At 75.9% G+C, this 19269-nt stretch carries 17 protein-coding genes; 9 read left to right on the top strand and 8 right to left on the bottom strand.

Annotated features, from left to right (window positions below; all coding sequences use genetic code 11):
• Positions 1 to 14 precede the first annotated feature (14 nt).
• Positions 15 to 3683 carry a glycosyltransferase gene (locus FZ988_RS03210; protein WP_149202586.1) on the top strand — a complete coding sequence of 1223 codons (3669 nt, stop codon included), beginning with the start codon at positions 15 to 17 and terminating at the stop codon, positions 3681 to 3683.
• On the top strand, positions 3680 to 5368 hold the full coding sequence (locus tag FZ988_RS03215; RefSeq protein WP_149202587.1) for a DUF5719 family protein: 1689 nt from the start codon (positions 3680 to 3682) through the stop codon (positions 5366 to 5368). The genes FZ988_RS03210 and FZ988_RS03215 overlap by 4 nt, the downstream gene beginning before the upstream one ends.
• A gap of 27 nt (positions 5369 to 5395) precedes the next feature.
• Here the strand turns inward: FZ988_RS03215 and FZ988_RS03220 are convergent, their stop codons facing one another.
• Positions 5396 to 6256 carry a glycosyltransferase family 2 protein gene (locus FZ988_RS03220; RefSeq protein ID WP_149202588.1) on the bottom strand — a complete coding sequence of 287 codons (861 nt, stop codon included), beginning with the start codon at positions 6254 to 6256 and terminating at the stop codon, positions 5396 to 5398.
• Positions 6257 to 6336: 80 nt separating this feature from the next.
• Complete coding sequence (locus FZ988_RS03225) at positions 6337 to 6795, bottom strand: metallopeptidase family protein (protein ID WP_342781121.1); 459 nt, start codon at positions 6793 to 6795, stop codon at positions 6337 to 6339.
• 170 nt (positions 6796 to 6965) lie between these two features.
• Here FZ988_RS03225 and FZ988_RS03230 point away from each other — a divergent pair, with 170 nt between their 5' ends.
• The 6 genes from FZ988_RS03230 to FZ988_RS03250 all read left to right on the top strand — a co-directional run bounded on the left by FZ988_RS03230 (position 6966) and on the right by FZ988_RS03250 (position 11329).
• Complete coding sequence (locus FZ988_RS03230) at positions 6966 to 7325, top strand: DUF3499 domain-containing protein (protein ID WP_149202589.1); 360 nt, start codon at positions 6966 to 6968, stop codon at positions 7323 to 7325.
• Positions 7326 to 7418: 93 nt separating this feature from the next.
• A complete protein-coding gene (locus FZ988_RS18415; RefSeq protein WP_188078957.1) occupies positions 7419 to 7565 on the top strand; it encodes a hypothetical protein in 147 nt (48 codons plus the stop codon).
• A gap of 163 nt (positions 7566 to 7728) precedes the next feature.
• The gene (locus FZ988_RS03235; RefSeq protein WP_149202590.1) at positions 7729 to 9270 is read left to right on the top strand and encodes a phosphomannomutase/phosphoglucomutase; all 1542 of its coding nucleotides are present in this window, start codon (positions 7729 to 7731) and stop codon (positions 9268 to 9270) included.
• A 2-nt stretch (positions 9271 to 9272) separates the two neighbouring features.
• The gene (locus tag FZ988_RS18900; RefSeq protein WP_246169168.1) at positions 9273 to 9542 is read left to right on the top strand and encodes a Trm112 family protein; all 270 of its coding nucleotides are present in this window, start codon (positions 9273 to 9275) and stop codon (positions 9540 to 9542) included.
• Position 9543: 1 nt separating this feature from the next.
• Positions 9544 to 10494 (top strand): cation diffusion facilitator family transporter, encoded by a 951-nt coding sequence (locus FZ988_RS03245; RefSeq protein ID WP_149202591.1) that lies wholly within the window; start codon positions 9544 to 9546, stop codon positions 10492 to 10494.
• A gap of 76 nt (positions 10495 to 10570) precedes the next feature.
• Positions 10571 to 11329: a M15 family metallopeptidase gene (locus FZ988_RS03250; RefSeq protein ID WP_246169170.1), complete on the top strand. Its 759-nt coding sequence runs from the start codon at positions 10571 to 10573 to the stop codon at positions 11327 to 11329.
• Between the two features lie 24 nt (positions 11330 to 11353).
• On the opposite strand, the gene FZ988_RS03255 is transcribed toward FZ988_RS03250, so the two are convergent.
• A complete protein-coding gene (locus FZ988_RS03255) occupies positions 11354 to 12172 on the bottom strand; it encodes an RDD family protein (RefSeq protein WP_149202592.1) in 819 nt (272 codons plus the stop codon).
• Between the two features lie 104 nt (positions 12173 to 12276).
• On the opposite strand from FZ988_RS03255, the gene FZ988_RS03260 reads away from it, so the two are divergent.
• Entirely contained in the window at positions 12277 to 13275 is a 999-nt protein-coding gene (locus FZ988_RS03260; RefSeq protein WP_149202593.1) for a stage II sporulation protein M, read from the top strand.
• A gap of 31 nt (positions 13276 to 13306) precedes the next feature.
• On the opposite strand, the gene FZ988_RS03265 is transcribed toward FZ988_RS03260, so the two are convergent.
• From FZ988_RS03265 to FZ988_RS18420, 5 genes are read right to left on the bottom strand one after another with little or no spacing between them, the layout of a single operon-like run.
• A complete protein-coding gene (locus tag FZ988_RS03265) occupies positions 13307 to 14599 on the bottom strand; it encodes a DUF58 domain-containing protein (protein WP_149202594.1) in 1293 nt (430 codons plus the stop codon).
• Between the two features lie 11 nt (positions 14600 to 14610).
• Positions 14611 to 15768, bottom strand: a complete 1158-nt coding sequence (locus FZ988_RS03270; protein ID WP_246169171.1) for an AAA family ATPase — start codon at positions 15766 to 15768, stop codon at positions 14611 to 14613.
• On the bottom strand, positions 15765 to 17018 hold the full coding sequence (locus FZ988_RS03275) for a DUF4350 domain-containing protein (RefSeq protein ID WP_149202595.1): 1254 nt from the start codon (positions 17016 to 17018) through the stop codon (positions 15765 to 15767). The genes FZ988_RS03270 and FZ988_RS03275 overlap by 4 nt, the downstream gene beginning before the upstream one ends.
• Positions 17015 to 17713: a DUF4129 domain-containing protein gene (locus tag FZ988_RS03280; RefSeq protein WP_246169172.1), complete on the bottom strand. Its 699-nt coding sequence runs from the start codon at positions 17711 to 17713 to the stop codon at positions 17015 to 17017. Before FZ988_RS03280 ends, FZ988_RS03275 begins: the two co-directional genes overlap by 4 nt.
• A 2-nt stretch (positions 17714 to 17715) precedes the next feature.
• Positions 17716 to 19113 (bottom strand): DUF7847 domain-containing protein, encoded by a 1398-nt coding sequence (locus FZ988_RS18420; RefSeq protein ID WP_188078958.1) that lies wholly within the window; start codon positions 19111 to 19113, stop codon positions 17716 to 17718.
• Positions 19114 to 19269 lie beyond the last annotated feature (156 nt).

Genomic DNA, 19269 nt, shown 5'->3' on the forward strand with positions numbered 1-19269 from the left:
CATGATGGGACCCGATGACTGAGGCTCGCACGCAGGCGACGACGCCCGACGGCCGGCCCCCGACGGTCGAGGTCACCGCCGTCGTCGTCACCCGCGGAGTCACCGAGTACCTCCCCGACACCCTCGCGGCGCTGGCCGCCGGGACGCGCCCGCCGCAGCGCGTCGTGGTCGTCGACGCCGCGCACACCGACGACGCCGCACAGCCGGGCGAGCTCGACGCCCTCGTCGCACCCCTGCGCGACGTCACCCACGTGACGGTGACAACAGCCTCGGCGGCCCGCACGTTCGGCCACGCGGTCCGCACCGGCCTGGACCAGGTCCACGCGCCCGGGGGCGGCTGGCTCTGGCTCCTGCACGACGACAGCGCCCCGGCGCCCACCGCCCTCGCCCAGCTCCTGCGCGCCGTCGAGGTCGCACCCTCCGTGGCCGTGGCCGGCTGCAAGCAGCACACGTGGTCGGGGCCCGTGCGCGTCCTCGAGGTCGGCCTCGCGACGTCGCGCTTCGGCCGCCGGATGACGGGGCTCGAGGAGCCCGAGGTCGACCAAGGCCAGCACGACGGTCGCGACGACGTGCTCGCCGTCGGGGTCGCGGGCGCCCTCGTGCGGCGAGACGTGTGGGAGACGCTCGGGGGGACGGACCCGGCCCTCGGACCGTACGGGGACGGCCTCGACCTGTGCCGCCGGGCCCGGCTCGCCGGTCACCGCGTCATCGTGGTCCCCGGTGCCGTCGTGCGGCACGCCCAGGCGTCGCTCGGCCTGCCGGTCGGCGGCGCCGTCCTCAACCGGTCCGGCTGGGACGCCCGCCGCTCGGCGCAGGCCAGGCGCGAGGCGTACCTCCACGCCCAGCTCGTCCACGTCCCCCTCGGGCTCGTCCCGGTCGTGAGCCTGCTCGCCGTCGTCAGCGGCCTCGTCCGGGCGCTCGCGCGCTTCGTGACCAAGGAGCCGCACCTCGTCGTCGCCGAGCTCGCCGCACCCTGGCGGGTCCTCGCACGGCCCGGCCGGGTCGTTGCCGCACGCCGCAGGGCGACGGCCACGCGCAGGCTGCCGCGCAGGTCGCTGCGACCGCTCGAGGCCAGCTGGCGCGACGTGGTGCGGCAGGAGCGCGACCGCAGGCTCACGGCGGCCGAGCGGCGCCGGGTGCGGCAGGCACCGAGCGAGCTCGAGGTCGCCGAGCTCGCGGCGCTGCGGACCCGGCGACGGGTGACGCTCGCGGCAGTCGTGGTTGCCGCCGTGAGCCTCACGGCGCTCGTCGTGGGCCCCCTCGTCACGCGCGTCCTGGCGGGGGAGCGGCTGACCGGCGGGTCCCTGCCGTTCGGCGACGCGGACCTCGGCGAGCTGTGGGCCGCCGCCACGTCGGGCTGGGTCCCGGGCGGGCTCGGCGCCGCCGGGCCCACGGACCCACTGCTCCTCGCGCTCTCGCCGCTGACCGCCCTGACCGGGACCCTCGGCGGGGCGGGCGCGCTCGTGATGCTCGGGGCGCTCGTGCTCGCCGCCCTCGGCGCGTGGTTCGCCGCCGGCGCCGTCACACGCTCCGTCGGGCTGCGCTCGTGGGCGGCCCTCGTCTGGGTGGCCGCCCCGGCCCTCCTCCTGGGCATCGACCAGGTTCGCCTGGGCGCCGTCCTCGCGCACGTCATGCTGCCGTGGGTGGCGCTCGGCGTCGCACGCGCGATCGGCGTGGCGCGGGTGGACGCGGTCGAGTCCGGGCTCGTGGGCGCCCAGCGCCTCGGCGTCGTGCACCGGTCCGTCGCGCTGCACGAGTCCGGACGGGCCCGTGCGCAGGCTCGGTGGGACGCGGAGGAGACCGGCGAGCTGCCGCTCCCGCCGCCGCGGGACGACGAGCCCGACCTGGTCGTGGACCGTGGCGTCCTCGAACGGGAGCCCCACGAGGAGGGGGCTGACGCTCCGGAGCCCCGCTCGCCGCAGGACCTGCCGCTGGACCGCCTGCCGTCCGAGTGGCTGCCGTCCGAACGTGTGCGCTCGGACCGGGCGCTGCCGGACGCGCCGCCGACGGAGCCCGGACCGGTGCTGCGCGCGGTCGCGGCCGTGCGCACCGCCGAGCCGTCTCTCGCCGCCGCCGCCGGCGCGGGGCTCGCGTTCGCCGTCGCGGTCGCCGGCGCGCCCGTGCTCCTGCCCTTCGGCATCCTCGCGCTGCTCGTCGTCGCGGTGCCCGCGCGGCGGCGTCGGCGCCTCGTGTGGGTGGCGCTCCCGGCCCTGGTGCTGCAGGGGCCCATGGTCGTCGAGGCGGTCCGGACCTGGTCCACGGGCGGCTGGCGCCTGCTGCTCGCCGACCCCGGTCTGCCCGTGGCGTCGACCGCGGCACCCGCGTGGCAGCAGCTGCTCGGCTGGCCCGTCGACGCCGCCGCGACCCTCGACGGGCCGTGGACCGGGCTGCCCGACCCCTGGCCGCTCGTCGTGCCGCTCGCCTGCACGGGTGTCGTGGCGATGCTCGCGGTCCTCGCGCTCGCCGTCGGCGCCCCCCGCGCGCGGGGCATCCGTGCCGCCTGGCTCGTCGCCGCTACCGGGCTCGCCGCCGCGGTCGCCGCCGGCGCCGTCGAGGTCGCGATCGCCGACGGCTCGACGCCGGCGGGCGACCCGCTCGGCCCGACCACCGTGCTCACGGCCGCCTGGGCCGGGCCAGGGACGAGCCTCGCGCTCCTCGGCCTCCTCGCCGCCGCGCTCGCGGGCGCGAGCGGGGTGCGCGCCGCCATGGCGCATGCCACCTTCGGGTGGCGGCAGGTCGGTGCGGCCGCGCTCGTCGTCGTCGCCGTCGCGGGTCCGGGTCTGCTCCTCGGCACGTGGACGTGGCAGGCCCGCACCGGTGACGGGCCCGCCCTGCGCACCTCGGGCGTCGCCGTGGTGCCCGCCGTCGGCAGACAGATGCAGGACGGGCCGGACGGCGCACGCGTGCTCTCCCTGAGCGTTGACGCGAACGGCGACGTCGAGGCGACCCTGCTCCGGCACGACGGCGTCCAGCTGAGCGAGCTCTCCCGGGCCGTCACCGCCCGGGCCCTCACGGGCCTGCCCGGCGCCGCGGAGGCACTCGGGCCCGACGCCGCGGACACCGCGCTCGCCGAGGCCGCCGCGCACCTCGCGTCCGGGGCACCCGGTGAGGTCGCGGCCGACCTCGCGGACCTCGGTGTGGGCGCGGTCCTCATGCCGCCCGTCCGCGTGCCGAGCGACGGCGTCCTCGACCCTGGACCGGCGGACGCGGACGCCGACGCCCACGAGCGCTCGCTCGTGGCGGGCCGTATCGACTCGACCCTGGGCCTCGAGCGCGTGACGGAGACGGAGTCGGGCATCATCTGGCGCGTCGCCGCGGCGGACGTCGGCACGACCGCGGCCTGGGCCCGGCTCGTCGGCGGGGACGACGGAGCGCTCCTGGCGAGCGTGGAGAGCGCGGATGGCGCCGTCGACACCGACATCCCGGCCGGTGAGCAGGGCCGCGTCCTCGTCCTCGCGGACCGGGCCGACGGCGGCTGGCACGCAACGCTGGACGGGCGGCCCCTGCGCTCCGTGGAGCGCGGCTGGCACCAGGCGTTCGAGGTCGGGCCCGACGGCGGGCGGCTCGTCGTCACGCACGACGCCGCGGGTCGCGTGCCCTGGCTCGCGCTCCAGGGGACGGTCGTGCTCGTCACGGTCCTCCTCGCCGTCCCGACCCGTCGACGCCGAGGAGGGGTGCGATGACGACCGAGCCGACGGGCGACGCCCCGACGACCACCCCGACGTCCCCGACCACTCCGACGGGTACGAAGCCGACCGCGGACGTGCCCGGACGCGGCGCGCGCCTGCGGCGTGGCCTCGCACGCGGCCTGACCGCGCTGCTCGTGCTCGGCGTCACGGCGGGCGTCGTCGTCGCCGGCACCCGGTACGCACCACCCGCCGCGCCCGAGGCCGTCGACCTGCCGCGCGTCGCCGTCGACGCGGCAGCGACCCGGCTCGTGTGCCCCGGTGCGCTCCGCCTGGCCACGGAGCCCGAGCCCGGCGACGACGTCGCGTACGACCCGCAGTTCGACCCGTCGCCCGGGGAGTCCACGGTCACGGTCCGCGCCGCGACCGTCGAGCCGGCCGCCGGGCAGGACCGTGACGACGCCGGCGCCGGTCGCCTGACCGACCTCGCCGGTGAGGCGACCACCGCCGAGCTCGAGCCCGTCGGCGCGGGTGACGTGGTCGGCGTCCAGGCGCCCGCGAGCACCCCCGTGATCGAGGTCCGACCCGCCGGGCACGTGGCCGCGTGGGCCGCCGGTGCGGTCGGTGTCACGACGGCGCTGGGTGACCTCCGGGGCCTCGCTGCCGCGTCCTGCCAGCGCGCGTCCGCGCAGACCTGGCTCGTCGGCGGGAGCACGTCGCTCGGGTCGAGCGCGCGGCTGGTCCTGCAGAACCCGGGGCGCACGGCCGCCACCGTCCGCGTCGACCTGTGGGGCCCGTCGGGCGCCGTCGAGCTCGCCGGCGCACCCGAGTTCCTCGTCCCGGCCGGGGCGGAGCGCGTCGTGCTCCTCGAGGGCGTCGCCGCCGAGCAGAGCCGCATCGTGACCCGCCTGACGTCGTCGGGCGGCGTCGTCAGCGCGTACCTCCAGGACAGCCAGCTGCGTGGCCTCGTGCCTGCGGGCGTCGACTACGTGGTCGCCGGACAGGAGCCCGCGACGCGCCAGGTCGTGCCGGCGCTGTCGGTCACCGCCACGCAGCTCGAGGGTGCGGACACCAGTGTCCTGCGGCTCCTCGCACCCGCGGACGACGCCACGGCGACGATCACCCTGCACGGCCGGGACGGCGAGGTGCTGCTGCCCGGTGCGCAGCAGGTGGAGCTCGACGCGGGCGTCGTCCTCGACCTGCCCCTCGACGGGCTCCCCGTGGGCGACTACACGGCCGTCGTCGAGAGCGACGTGCCCGTCGTGGCCGGTGCACTGCTGACCCGGGGAGCGGGCGTGGGCCTGCCCGCGGCGGGCACCGGCTCCCAGCTGCCCCTCGACCGCGCGTGGGTGCCCTCGTCCGACACGTCGGCGTCGGGCGGCGGCGTGCTGGCCCTCCCGGCGGGCACCGACGGCCGCCTCGTCGTGGGTGTGACCGGGGAGTCCGGCGCCCCCGCCGACGTCGCGCTCGAGGTGCTCGACCAGACGGGCGCCGTGGTCGGCGAGGCGGACCTGACCCTGCAGGCGGGTACCACCACGTCGCTGGCCCTGAGCGCCCTCGCCACCGCCGGGGGAGCGGGCGTCGTGCCGCAGCCTGCGGCCGTCGTCGTGCGGACCGACGACGACCGTGTCGCGTGGGCGGCCGTGCTGCTGACGCCCGACCCGGCCGGGGACCTCGTCTCGGTGCTCGCACCCGTCACCGCACCCGCCCTGCAGCCCGACGTGGGGGTCCGGACCCGCTGACCGGACGTCCCGTCGCTGCTGGCCCCCTCAGCGCGCGCGACGCAGCTCGAGCGCCTGGCGCACCGCGAGACCGGTCCGGATCGCGACCCGCACGGGCCACTCGAACCACCTGTCGTACCGGCGCGTGAGGTAGCGGGCGGCCGACGCGTGGTGCGCGCGGATCATCGGCGCGGGCCGCGCACGCCATGACGTGCCGCCCACGTGGGTGACCCGGGCGGACGGCACGTGCACGTTCGCCCACCCGGCGCGGCCGAGGCGCTCACCCAGGTCCAGGTCCTCGAAGAACATGAAGTAGCCGGGGTCGAACCCACCGACCTCCTCGAACGCCTCACGCCGCAGCAGCAGGCAGGCGCCCGACAGCCATCCCGCCGTGCGCTCGACGTCCGTCACCGTCTCCTGGCGACGGTGGTAGGCCCGCGTCCACGGGTTCGCGGGCCAGAGCCGGCCGAGGAGCGCGTGGCCCACACCCTGGGTGAGGGACGGCAGCTCACGCGCCGACGGGTACCGCGTCCCGTCGGGGTCCAGCACGGCCGGGCCGAGGGCGCCCGCGCGGGGGTGCCGCTCACCGGCGTCGAGCAGCGCGTCGAGCGATCCGGGGTGCCACTCGATGTCCGGGTTGGCGACGACGAGCCACGGCGCCGACGCGTCACGCGCGCCGAGGTTCGCGGCCCGGCCGTAGCCGAGGTTCTCTCCCGAGGCGACGACCCGGGCGCCGTGCCGCGCTGCGACGTCGTGCGTGACGTCGTGCTCCTGGCCGTTGTCGACGAGCACAAGCTCGACGGGCCGTCGTGTCGCGTCGGCCAGGGTCCGTGCGAAGTCGTCGAGCTCCGGGCCGGGGTTGTAGGTCACGCAGACGACACGGACGACGGCAGGCTCGGTCTCGCTCATGGTGCCTCAACCCTAGGGCGTGCCCGGCGCCGGGTCGCCCCGCACCACGGGTCCGGTGCCCCGACGGCACGGACCGTCCGTCAGCCGCGGTACCCGGGGTCCACGTCCTCCGGGGCGCGCGAGAGCATGTGCGCGACCTGCTCGACGAGCACGTCCCGCACGAGGTCCGCCAGGTCGGCCTCGTCGATCGCGCGGGTCTCGACCGGCCGCCGGTAGACGACGATGCGCGCGGGCATCCCCGCGTCGGTGGGGAAGTAGCGCCCCAGGGGGACGCCGCCGTGCTCCCACGGGGCGGGGTGCGACGGCGGGACGTCCTCGACGGCGAACTCCGCGCCCTCGAGCTGGCGTGCCCAGCGGCGCTCGAGGCGTTCGACGGCGGACAGCACGTGCTCGTCGAACCGCTCAGCCCGCGAGCGGTAGGCCGGGAGGGTCGAGGGGACCAGCGGCCCGCGCAGGCCGCGGCCCCGCCGGTCACGACGCCGCGCACCGAGCGGCGCGCCGTCGACCGCCGTCCGCCTCCGGCCAGGCACCGTGCTCACGCGCCCACTGTACGACGGCGGCCCGGATGGACGGACTCGGCGGACCGGCCCGGTGAGCGGACGGGCACGGCGGGCGGCCCGGCGAGCGGGTGCGGCGGACAGGTGGCCCGTCGGGCGCGGACGGCGTGGTGATGGGCTCCGGCCGGGCGCGGCGGGTAGTGTCCCGTCTCGTGAGGTCAGGACGACAGTGCTCCCGCAGCGCCTGCGGGCGTCCTGCTGTCGCGACGCTCACCTACGTGTACTCCGACTCGACGGCCGTCCTGGGCCCCCTCGCGCAGCTCGCGGAGCCGCACTCGTACGACCTGTGCAGCGAGCACGCCGGCCGGCTGACCGCCCCGCGGGGCTGGGAGGTCGTCCGCCTGACCCCCGAGTTCATCCCGACGGGACCGAGCCCGGACGACCTGCTCGCACTCGCCGACGCCGTGCGTGAGGCGGGACGCCCGCGTGCGCTCCCCGTCGAGCCCGAGCCGGCCGCGACCGAGATCACCCGCCGCGGGCACCTGCGCGTGCTGCGCGGCGAGGGCGGCTGACGCGTGGCTGGGCCCACCCCCTCGGAGTCGGCCGGACGGCACCAGCCCGGTGTCTGCTCGACCTGCGGCAGCGGAGAGCTGACGAGGCTGCCGATGGTGCTGGCCGACGGCACGGACGTCACGTTCGTCTCGTGCCACCGCTGCGAGCGTCGGGAGTGGCTCACGGCGGACGACGACGGCACGTGGCGGGCCATCCCGATCGAGTCCGTCCTGCAACGGTCCGCACGCAAGCCGCGCTGACGGGCAGCGCCCACGGCCGACCTCCCTCGGGACCGGCCGGGCCCCTCCGGGCTGGCCGACCCCCCGTCGGACCGGCCGACCTCTCCTTCGGGCTGAGGCCGCCCGCGAGACGCGCGGGGCCGTGCCGCGGGTGGAGCGGCCCGTTCCAACTAGGCTTGCGCCCGTGACTCCCACGCCCGAGACCCCTGACCTGCCGGACCTCACGACCCTGATCAAGGCGTACGACGTGCGCGGGGTCGTCCCGGACCCGTTCAGCCCCGCGGTGGCACGCGCGATCGGCGCGGCGTTCGCCGACGTCGTCGTGCTGCCCGACGCCGAGGCCGCGGGTGCGGCGGACGGTGAGCCTGCCGCCGGGGCCACCCGCCCGCGCGTCGCGATCGGCCAGGACATGCGTCCCTCCGGTCCCGAGCTCGTCGCGGCGTTCGCGGAGGGCCTCACGAGCCGGGGGGTCGACGTCGTGCGGATCGGCCTGTGCTCGACCGACGGGCTCTACCACGCGTCCGGGGCGCTCGGGGTGCCCGGTGCGATGTTCACCGCGAGCCACAACCCCGCCGAGTACAACGGGATCAAGCTGTGCCGCGCGGGTGCCCGCCCGGTCGGTGAGGCCACCGGGCTCGCGGACGTCCGCGACCTCGCGGCGCGCTACCTCGCCGGCGGGATCCCGCAGGCGCCCGAGGCGGGGCAGGTCGGTGACCGCGAGATGCTCGGCGACTACGCCGTCTTCCTGCGCTCGCTCGTCGACCTCAGCGCCAGCCGCCCCCTCAAGGTCGTCGTGGACGCGGGCAACGGCATGGCGGGCCTGACGGTCCCGGCCGTCCTCGGCTCGGCCACCGGCCTCGAGGCACTGCCGCTCGAGATCGTCCCGCTGTACTTCGAGCTCGACGGGACCTTCCCCAACCACGAGGCCAACCCGCTCGAGCCCGAGAACCTGCGCGACCTCCAGGCCGCCGTCGTCGAGCACGGCGCGGACATCGGCCTCGCCTTCGACGGCGACGCGGACCGCTGCTTCGTGGTCGACGAGCGCGGCGAGCCCGTGAGCCCGTCCGCGATCACGGCGCTCGTCGGCCTGCGCGAGGTCGCCCGCGAGGTGGCCGCCGGCCGTCGGCCCACGGTGATCCACAACCTCATCACCTCGCAGGTCGTCCCCGACCTCCTGGGCGCCGCGGGCGCGACCACCGTGCGCACGCGCGTCGGCCACTCGTTCATCAAGGCCGAGATGGCTGAGCACGACGCCGTCTTCGGCGGTGAGCACAGCGCGCACTACTACTTCCGCGACTTCTTCTTCGCGGACACCGGCATGCTCGCCGCCATGCACGTGCTCGCGGCGCTCGGGGAGGCACGGACGCCCGACGGTGCACCCGTCGCGCTGAGCCACCTCGCCGAGGCGTACCAGCCCTACTCCGCGAGCGGCGAGATCAACTCGCGCGTCGCCGACGTCCCGGCCGCGCGGGCCCGCGTCGTCGACGCCTACGTCACGCGCGAGGGCGCGGGCCCCGTCACCGTCGACGAGCTCGACGGCCTGACCGTGTCGCACTGGGACACCCAGCCCCGCTGGTGGTTCAACCTGCGTGCCTCCAACACGGAGCCGCTGCTCCGGCTCAACGTCGAGGCCGCCGACGAGGACATCATGGTCAAGGTGCGCGACGACGTGCTCGCACTTGTGCGTGCCGACCTCGCTGCCGACGACGCGGCCGGGAAGGCCTGACGATGACCGGACCGACCTCGCAGGGCCCGGACCCGCAGGGCCAGGACCCGCAGGGGGGCGCGGCCGCGCCGGGCGCGCTCGTCCTCGACGGCTGGCTCCGTGACGTGCTGCGCTGCCCGGCCTGCGGGTCAACGCTCGCGGACGGCGAGGCGCCCGACGGCGCCCCGCGCCTCGTGTGCGAGGGCGACGCGTGTGCGCTCGCCTACCCCGTGCGGTCGGGGATCCCCGTGCTGCTCGTCGACGAGGCCGAGCCGGCCGCAGGAACGGTGTGAGGTGTCCGCAGGTGGCAGCAGCAGGGCGATCGTCGCGGCGCTGAGCGCCAACCTGGGGATCGCGGTCACGAAGTTCGTCGCGTTCCTCCTCACGGGCTCGAGCTCGATGCTCGCGGAGTCGGTGCACTCCGTCGCCGACTCGGGCAACCAGGTGCTCCTGCTCGTCGGCGGCAAGCGTGCGAGGCGTGAGGCCAGCCCCGCCCACCCGTTCGGGTACGGGCGTGAGCGGTACCTCTACTCGTTCATCGTCGCGATCGTGCTCTTCTCGGTCGGCGGCCTGTTCGCGCTGTACGAGGCCTGGCACAAGTGGGCGGACCCGCACGGGCTCGAGGGCCGGTGGTGGTGGGTCCCGATCGTCGTGCTCGTCGCGGCCATCGGCATGGAGTCGTTCTCCTTCCGCACCGCGATCGTCGAGTCCAACCACGTGCGCGGCAAGCAGTCGTGGGTGAGCTTCGTGCGGTCGGCGAAGGCTCCCGAGCTGCCGGTCGTCCTGCTCGAGGACCTCGGGGCCCTCATCGGCCTCGTGCTCGCGCTGTTCGGCGTCGGGCTGACGCTCGCGACGGGTGACGGTCGCTGGGACGCCGCGGGCACGGCGTGCATCGGTGTGCTGCTCGTCATCATCGCCGTCGTCCTGGCCGTCGAGACGCGGTCACTGCTCCTCGGCGAGTCCGCGAGCCAGGAGAACATCGCCGCGATCGGCGCCGCGCTCGTCGGGCCCGGCGTCCTGTCGGTCATCCACATGCGCACGCAGCACGTCGGCCCGGAGGAGCTGCTCGTCGCGGCGAAGATCGAGGTCGCGGCGACGGGCACCGCGGCGTCGGTGGCCGAGGCGATCGACGCCGCCGAGAAGCGTGTGCGGGCCGCCGTGCCCATCGCGACGCTCATCTACCTGGAGCCCGACCTGCGGCACGCCGTCGCCGTCGCCGAGGCCACCGGGGACGCCACGCACTAGGCACGAGCACGGCCGACGGACGGCCCGGGCAACGCGCGACGAGCGTGCCGCCCGGGCCGTCCGACATACTCGTCCGGTGCGCGGCACGGAGGTCATGAGGGTCGTCGCCCCGGGCCTGGCAAGCCTGGTGCTCACGGCGCTCGTCGTCGTGGGTGGGGCGAGTGATCGGCTCGCGGCGGCCGACGGCGACACGGGCGCTGACCCCGCCGAGAGCACGGCCGGGCAGGCGCGGTCGCTGCCGGCCGCCCAGCCCGCCGTGCCCCAACCGTTCTACCGGGCGCGCGTCGACCCCGTCGGCCCCGAGGTCGCGGCGCGCATGACCGCCTCCTGGCGGCCGGGATGCCCCGTCCCCCTCGAGGACCTGCGGTACCTCACCGTGGAGCACCTCGACGGCGCGGGCGGCATCGTCGTGGGCGAGCTCGTGGTGCACGCCGACGTCGCGGACGGACTCGTCGGCGTGTTCGCCGCCCTGTTCGAGGCCCGCTACCCCATCCGGTCGATGCGGCTCGTCGACGACTTCGGTGCCGACGACAACGCGTCGATGGCGGCGGACAACACCTCGGCGTTCAACTGCCGGGCCATCACGGGCGGGACGGCCTGGTCCGAGCACGCCTACGGCCGCGCGATCGACGTCAACCCGGTCGAGAACCCCTATGTGCTGGGCCGGCACGTGGCACCGCCCGAGGGGCGCGCGTTCGCGTCACGGCCCGACGTGCCGGCCGTGATCCACGCCGACGACGAGGTCGTCCGGGCGTTCGCCGCCGCGGGGTGGAGGTGGGGCGGCGACTGGTCGGGACCGATCGACTACCAGCACTTCTCCGTCAGCGGGCGCTGAGCGCGCGGCGGTCGCCGGCGGCCGTCAGTGGATCGGGTCGGGGACCGCGTGCGGGAGGCGGTGCAGCAGGAGCGCCTCGGTGGAGGCACGACGCGCCGCCTCGGCCGCGTGCACGAACTCCCGGTCCCGGCGCTCCGCGAGGACCGCGGCGATGAACCGCTCGGGGTGCGTGCCCGGCGGGGGGCCGGGGGCGACGTAGCGCTCGATCTCGCCCGCGAGCTGGACCCCGAGGCGGACCCGCGACGCCATGTGCAGCCGCCCGGCGCGCCCGAGGAACTGGCGGGCCGACAGCGCGAGCCCGTCCGGGAGCCGGCGGATGTCGGCGGTCCGTGCCCAGCCCGCGAGCTCCATCGGCATGACCAACGGCGGCAGGGCCTTCTGGCCGCCGCGCACCCGCACCGCGTAGGTGCCCGCGAGCAGGTCGCCGAGCCGCTTTCCCTGCGGGTGCACGAGCGAGCTGATGAGGGCGATCGACCCGAACGTGAACCAGAGCTCGAGCACGCCCACGAGCGCCCTGATCAGCGCGTGGCGCACGCGCACGGGGCCACCGTCGTCACGGACGATGCGGATGCCCAGCGCAAGCTTGCCCAGCGAGCGGCCGCGCGTCAGGGTCTCGACCGTGGCCGGGACGCCCACGAGCATGACCACCAGCGCCGTGATGCCCAGGGCCGCGGCGGCCGCCTCGTCGAGCGCCTGGCCGAACGTCGCGGCGACGATGATGAGGATCCAGCCGAGCACCCCCACGACGGCGACGTCGATCGCCGCACCCAGCATGCGCGTCGCGAACGATGCGGGCCGGGCGTCGAGGACGACACCTTCGCCGATGAGGATCTCGTCCTGCACGTGCCCTCCCGGACGCTCGCGGTATGCCCGTGCAGGGTACCGTCGCGGCGCACCCGGGCGCAGGTCGCACGTCAGGGGCGCCGCGCTGTGGCAGGCTACCGGCCGTGGACCTCGACGCGTTCTCCGCCGTGCACGGCCGCACCTGGGCTCGTCTCGACGAGCTCGCCAAGCAGCGGCGGCTCTCCGGCGCCGAGGGCGACGAGCTCGTCCGCCTCTACCAGGAGGTCGCGACCCACCTGTCGATGGTGCGGTCGACCGCGCCGGACCCGTCGGTGGTCTCGCGGCTCTCGGACAGCCTCGGCCGGGCGCGCTCCGCGATCGCGGGCTCGCACGACCCCTCCTGGTCCGACCTCAAGCGGTTCGTCGTCCTGAGCCTGCCCGCAGCGTTCTACCGGCTGCGCTGGTGGACCGTGGCGGTCATGGTCGCGTGCTGCGCGATCGCCGTCGTGGCGGGCGTCAACGTGTACACCGACCCCGAGGCGCAGGCCGCCATGGGCACGCCGAGCCAGCTCGAGTCGTACGCCGAGCAGGAGTTCGCCAACTACTACACGAACCACCCGGGCCAGAGCTTCGCGGCGCAGGTGTGGACCAACAACGCCTGGATCGCCGCGCAGTGCGTCGCGTTCGGCATCACGGGGTTCTGGCCCGTCATGGTGCTCGTGCAGAACGCCGCGGGCGTCGGCGCCGCGGGTGGCGTCATGGCGCTGCACGGGGGCCTCGACGTGTTCTTCCAGCTGATCCTGCCGCACGGCCTCATGGAGCTCACGGCGATCTTCATCGCCGGCGCAGCGGGCCTCAAGATCTTCTGGACGATCCTCGCGCCGGGTGGCCGCCCGCGCAGCCGTGCCCTGTCGGAGGAGGGCCGCGCGCTCTTCACGGTGGCGATCGGCCTCGTGGGTGTGCTCGGCGTCTCGGGTCTCGTCGAGGGCTTCGTCACGCCGTCGACGGTCCTGCCCTGGTGGCTCAAGATCGTCATCGGCGCGCTCGTCCTGGCCGCGTACTGGACCTACACGCTCGTGCTCGGGCGCAGGGCGGTGCGCGCGGGGGAGACCGGTGACCTGCGGGCCGACCACAACGTCGACCAGCTCCCGCTCGCGGCCTGAGCCGCACGCCGGCGCCCGGCCGGGGCGGGCCTCAGAGGCGCCCGGCGGCCTTGAGGGCGAGGTAGGTGTCCGCGAGCCGGGGGGCGAGGTCGTCGGGCAGCGCGTCGACGACCTCCACACCCCGCTGCCGCAGACGGACCGTGACGGCGGCGCGCTCGAGCTCCGTGCGCTCGGCCGCCGCGGCGTCGTACACCTCGGCGGACGAGGCGCGCTGCGCGCGCAGGGCCGCGACCTCCGGGTCGGCGACGGAGGCCAGCACGACCATGTGGTCCTTGGCGAGCGGCGCCAGCACGGGCAGCAGCCCGCTCTCGACCGCTGCGGGCTCGAGCGAGGTCAGGAGCACCACGAGCGCACGCTGGGAGAGACGCTGCTGGATCGCGGACACCACACCCGGCCAGTCGGTCTCCACGAGTGCCGGGTCGATCGGGGCGAGGGCGTCGGCGAGCGCGGGCAGCAGGCGCGGGCCCGAGGCGCCCGCGACCTGTGCGCGCACGCGGCGGTCGAACGCGATGAGGTCGACCCGGTCCCCGGCCCGCGACGCGAGCGCCGAGAGCAGGAGCGCCGCCTCCATGGACGCGTCGATGCGCGGCAGGTCCCCGATCCGCGCAGCGGACGTGCGCGAGGTGTCGAGCACGATCATCACGCGGCGGTCGCGCTCGGGGCGCCACGTGCGCACCACGACCTCGGAGCGCCGCGCCGTCGCACGCCAGTCGATCGAGCGGACGTCGTCGCCGATCACGTACTCGCGCAGCGAGTCGAACTCGGTGCCGGCGCCCCGCACCTGGACGGCGGTGCGGCCGTCGAGCTCGCGGAGCCTGGCGAGGCGGCTCGGCAGGTGCCGCCGCGAGGCGAACTCGGGGAGCACACGCAGGCGCCCGGGGACCTGGAGGGACACCTGACGTGCGGCGAGCCGCATGGGGCCGAACGACCGGATCGTCACGCGGTCGGCCCGTCGGTCCCCGCGCCGCGTCGGGACCAGCGCGGTCCGCACCCGCGTCGCCTCGCCGGGCCGCACGTCCACCGCGTGCCGGTTGGGGCCCGCGCCGGCGGACGGCTGCCACGCGTCGCGCACGACGGCGCGCAGCCGGCGCCGGGACCGGTTGGTGAGCGTCAGCGTGGACCGCGCCTGCTCGGTGAGGCGTACGGCCCCCGGGACCGCGCGGCTGACCGCGACCTCGCGCGGGGACGCCGCGAGCGCGACGTCGACCCCGCACAGGAGCACGACGAGCACCGTCCACCCGACCACCATCGCGGTGACCGGGACGAGCAGCACCGCGACGACTCCGAGGGCGGTCAGCGCGACCGCCCGCCACGTGATGGCCATCCGTCAGCCGGTCAGCGGGGGACGGGCACGGCGGCGAGCACGGTGTCGAGCACGCTCTCCGCCGTGACGCCCTCGAGCTCGGCCTCGGCCCGCAGCTGCACGCGGTGCCGCAGCGTCGGGTGGGCGAGCGCCTTGATGTCGTCCGGCGTCACGTAGCCGCGACCCGAGAGCCACGCCCAGGCGCGGGCGGTCGCGAGCAGGGCCGTCGCGCCACGCGGCGAGACGCCGAGCGACAGGGACGGCGACTGGCGCGTCGCACGGCACACGTCGACGGCGTAGCCGAGCACCTCGTGCGCGATCTGGACCTGCGACACCTCGGCCCGCGCGCGGGCGAGCTGGCTCGCGTCGGTGACCTGCCGCACGCCCGCGCCCGCGAGGTTACGCGGGTCGAAGCCTGCGGCGTGCCGGCGCAGCACCTCGACCTCCTGGTCGCGCTCGGGCAGCGGCAGCGTGAGCTTGAGCAGGAACCGGTCGAGCTGGGCCTCGGGCAGCGGGTAGGTGCCCTCGTACTCGACGGGGTTCTGGGTCGCGATGACCAGGAACGGGTCGGGCAGCGGGCGCGGTGTCCCGTCGACCGACACCTGGCGCTCCTCCATGGCCTCGAGCAGGGACGCCTGGGTCTTCGGGGGCGTCCGGTTGATCTCGTCCGCGAGGAGGAGGTTCGTGAAGACCGGGCCCTCACGGAACGAGAACTGCGCCGTCCGCGCGTCGTACACCAGGGAGCCCGTGACGTCGCCGGGCATGAGGTCGGGCGTGAACTGCACCCGCTTCGTGTCGAGCGCCAGCGCGGTGCTCAGGGTGCGGACCAGGAGCGTCTTCGCGACACCCGGGACACCCTCGAGGAGCACGTGGCCGCGGCAGAGGAGCGCGATGAGCAGGCCGGTGACGGCGGCGTCCTGCCCGACGACCGCCTTGCCGACCTCGGTGCGCAGCGCGGCGAGGCCCGCGCGCAGGTCCTCCGACGGCGTCGGGGCGGCGGCCGGGGCGTGCCGCGGGGCGGCGTGCTGGGTCGCCGCCTGCTGCGGGGCGGCGTGCTGGGTCGCCGGCTGCCCGGCGTACGGCTGCGGGGCCGCGCCGTCGGGTGGGGGAGGCGGTGGAGCGAAGCGCCGGTCGTCGCCGGGGCCCGTCCCGGTCGGTGCGGGGGGCTGCTGCCAGGTGGGTTCGGTCACGTGCGATGAACCTCGCTCTCGAGCTCGTCCAGCTGTCGGGCCAGCGCGAGCAGCCCGTCGTCGTCGGTGGGTGGTGGTCCGTACAGCAGGTGCGCGACCTGCTCCGTGCTGCGCCCGGTCGCCCGGGCGAGGCCGTCGATGACCTCGGGTGCCCCGGCGGACCGGGGGAGACCGAGCCGGGCCGCGCCGCGGCGCGCCATCCCCGCACGCAGGGCGGCCGCTGCGTGCCCGCGTGACCGGGCCCGACGGTACAGGCGTCCGCGTCCCAGGGTCGCCTCGACGGCGCGGACGGTGACCGGGAGCGGCTCGGTCACGACGCGTCCGAGGGCCCGTCCCTGCCACAGGGCCAGGGCCAGGGCGAGCACCAGCAGCTGGAGGCTCACGGGGCCGGCCCAGGCGGGCAGGACCGCACCCGCGCTCGTCCCCGCCTCGCCGCCCAGGTCGTTGATCGAGGGCACGTACCAGACGAGCGAGTCGTGGCGGCCCAGGGTGCGCAGCGCGAGGGCGGCGTTCCCGTCCTCCGCCAGGCGGGCGTTCATGAAGAGGGTGGAGTCGTCGATCACGACGACGCGCCGGCCGTCGGCCTCGACCGAGGCGTACGCACCCGTGAGCGGGGTGTCGCCGTTGAGGAAGCAGAGCTCGACGTCGGGGGACAGGGCGGTGAGCCCGTAGCCGTCGCTGTCGATGGAGCCGGCCGCCTGGGCGTCCGGGTCGTCGCACGACGCGTCGACCTCCCCCGTGCCGGTCGCGTAGCCGAGGTCCACGGCGCCGTCGGTGAGCTCGTGGATGTGCCACGACTCGGCCTCGAGCAGCACGAGGTCCGCCTCGGTGCTCGCGAGGTCCTCGACCTGCTCGTCCATGAGGAGGTACGAGCCGGCGAGCAGGAGCGTCGTGCCCTCGCGTGCCGCCGCGACGGCCTGGCCCGACGTCCGCACGTACCTCACGTCGACGCCCTGGTCCGCGAGGATCTGGGCGAGGGCGCGCGAGCCCGCACCCTCCGGGTTGTCGGGCGCCAGGGGGGTCGTGGACGTCGCGGGGCGCAGGACGACGATGAGGACCGCGACGAGCGCGAGCGTCACGAGGACGGCGAGGGGCCACACGACGCGGCGCCAGCGCGACCGTGCCCGGGACCGTGCGGAGGTCCCGTCGCCGACGACTGTCGGCGCGGTCGTGGTGACGCGCTCCGAGGCCGACCCCGTGCCCCGCTCGTGCGGCTGGGTCGGGGGTGGCACGGTCGCGGGCGCGCTCATCGCGGGACCTCGAGACGGTCGGTGGCCGCGGCGCTCGCCACGGCGGCGGGACGCGTCGCAGCGACGCGCTCGTCGAGCTCGCGCAGCCAGGCGTCCTGCTCCGGCGTCGCCTCCGCGTCCCCGTAGCAGACGTCGTCGAACAGGCGGCCTGCCGTGCGCAGGTCGGCGGCGCAGGTGGGCAGGCGCAGGCTCGCGTCCTCGGCGGCCTCGTGCGCGGTCCGGCCTGGGCGCGGGTCGAGCAGGGCGCGGTCCTCGAGCGAGCGCAGGATCGCACGGAACCGGTCGAGGACGGCGAGCGACCACTGGCCGTCACGCGCGAGGGCGTCCGCGCTCGCCCGCAGCTCCGCGGCGCTACGGGTGTCATCGCCGAAGACGTCGGTGGAGGCCCGCGCGGCCCGGCGCGACGAACGCACCGGCCCGGCGACGACGAGCGCGACGGCCACGCCGACGACGACGACCGACGCGACGATCAGCGCCGCCATGCGCGGGTCGACGTCACGCACGGCGATCTCGAGATCGCTCAGCTGCTGCGAGATCCAGTCGAGGAGGCGCTCGAGCAGGCTCGGCCGCTGGTGGTAGATCGGGTCGAGCAGCTCCTCCTCGGCCCACCGTCGCGCGGTCTCCGCGTCGGGGTCGACCGGAACACCCGTCAGCAGGGCGCGGGCATGGAGGGGCACCACGGACGTCAGGGTCACGATCAGGACCGCTGCCCACCGCCGGACCACGCGCCGTCAGCGCGTTCGGCCTCCTGGGCTGCCGTCTCGGCGGCCCGGCCGAGCTCGACGTCGAGGCCTTCGCGACGGATGCGCACATCGACGTAGAGCAGCGCGACGACGGCGGACGTGAAGACGATCGACGGGATCATCGACACCGCCATGCTCAGGGTCATGAGGACCGCGTACCCGAACGACTGCGTGTCCGGGAACACGAACATCGCGATGAGCGTGAACGGCGTCGTGATGAGCTGCTGGAGCACGTAGGTGATCACCGAGGTGAGCAGGTAGATGCCGAGGAGGCGCCAGAAGCTGCCCCGGGACAGGCGCCACCCGCGCACGATCGACGAGCGGACGGGCGCGCCCTCGAGCACGAGGGCCGGCGGGACGAGCAGGATCCGCACGCTGAACCAGACGCCGGCGACCGCGGACGCGACTCCGAGGAGCAGCCCGAGCACGACGGCGAGGCCCACCTGGCCGGCCGCTCCGAGCGCGATGAGCCCGATGACCAGCGCGGCGAGGAGCACGACGAAGACGACGTACAGCGCCGTGTTGAGCCCGAGCAGGATGAGGGCGCGGCGCCAGTACTGGCCCCACAGCTCGCCGACCGTGATCTTGCGCCCGATGACGGACTGGCTCACGGATGCCGTGAGGAGTCCCGTGAGCACGGGGGTCACGAGGCTCAGCCAGGGCAGGGCCCCGAAGAGGCTGAGGGGGCCCGCGATGGACTCGGCGAGCCCTGCGGTCCCGGTGGGGTCGATGTCCGTGCTGAAGTCGGTCACCGCGCCCGCGATGAACGGGATGAGGAGCATCTGGGTGATGACACCGAGCACGGACGCCGCGCCGACCACCATCGCCGTGAAGCCGAACATGACGCGCGGGTTGGACCGCACCGACCTGAAGGCACCGTCGAAGATCTCGCCGAGGCCCAGGGGCCGCAGCGGGATGATGCCGCGCTGCACCGGGAGCCCGGTGGGGGCGCCGAAGCCCGCGCCGTACTGAGGCTGGCCGTACTGCGGTTGACCGTACTGGGGCTGGCCGAACTGGGGGGCCCCGTACTGGGGCTGGCCGAACTGGGGGGCCCCGTACTGAGGCTGGCCGTACTGGGGCTGCCCGGGCTGCTGGCCGTACTGAGGCGGCTGGCCCTGCTGCGGCTGCTGGCCGTACTGCGGCTGCTGGCCCTGCTGAGGTGGCTGGCCCTGCCCGTACTGGCCCTGGCCGTACTGGGGTGCGCCGTACTGGGGCACGCCGGGCTGCGGTGCCCCGGAGGGAGGCTGCGCGCCGGGCGTCGGGCTGCCCTGCGCGGGCGTGCCGGGGCCGTAGCCCGGCGGCTGCCCGGGCGGGGGCCCCCATCCACGCGGTGCCTCGTTCGGTTCGCTCACGTCACTTCCCCTGCGGTCCGGTCGGGCGCCGGCGCGGCCCGTCGGGGCCTGGACGTGCGTCCATGCGGCGCGCGCCCCATCGTGCCACGTCAGGACCGTGCGGGACGGCGTCCGGCGTGGGTGTCCTCACCCGGGACCCCGGGATGACACGATGGG

Origin of the sequence: Actinotalea subterranea (assembly GCF_008364845.1) — a bacterium.
In the GTDB taxonomy this organism is placed as follows: domain Bacteria; phylum Actinomycetota; class Actinomycetes; order Actinomycetales; family Cellulomonadaceae; genus Actinotalea; species Actinotalea subterranea.

Coding starts and splice junctions, on each gene's coding strand:
- FZ988_RS03210 (WP_149202586.1), top strand. CDS start 15: ATGACTGAGGCTCGCACGCAGGCGACGACGCCCGACGGCCGGCCCCCG.
- FZ988_RS03215 (WP_149202587.1), top strand. CDS start 3,680: ATGACGACCGAGCCGACGGGCGACGCCCCGACGACCACCCCGACGTCC.
- FZ988_RS03220 (WP_149202588.1), bottom strand. CDS start 6,256: ATGAGCGAGACCGAGCCTGCCGTCGTCCGTGTCGTCTGCGTGACCTAC.
- FZ988_RS18415 (WP_188078957.1), top strand. CDS start 7,419: ATGGTGCTGGCCGACGGCACGGACGTCACGTTCGTCTCGTGCCACCGC.
- FZ988_RS18900 (WP_246169168.1), top strand. CDS start 9,273: ATGACCGGACCGACCTCGCAGGGCCCGGACCCGCAGGGCCAGGACCCG.
- FZ988_RS03265 (WP_149202594.1), bottom strand. CDS start 14,599: ATGGCCATCACGTGGCGGGCGGTCGCGCTGACCGCCCTCGGAGTCGTC.
- FZ988_RS03275 (WP_149202595.1), bottom strand. CDS start 17,018: ATGAGCGCGCCCGCGACCGTGCCACCCCCGACCCAGCCGCACGAGCGG.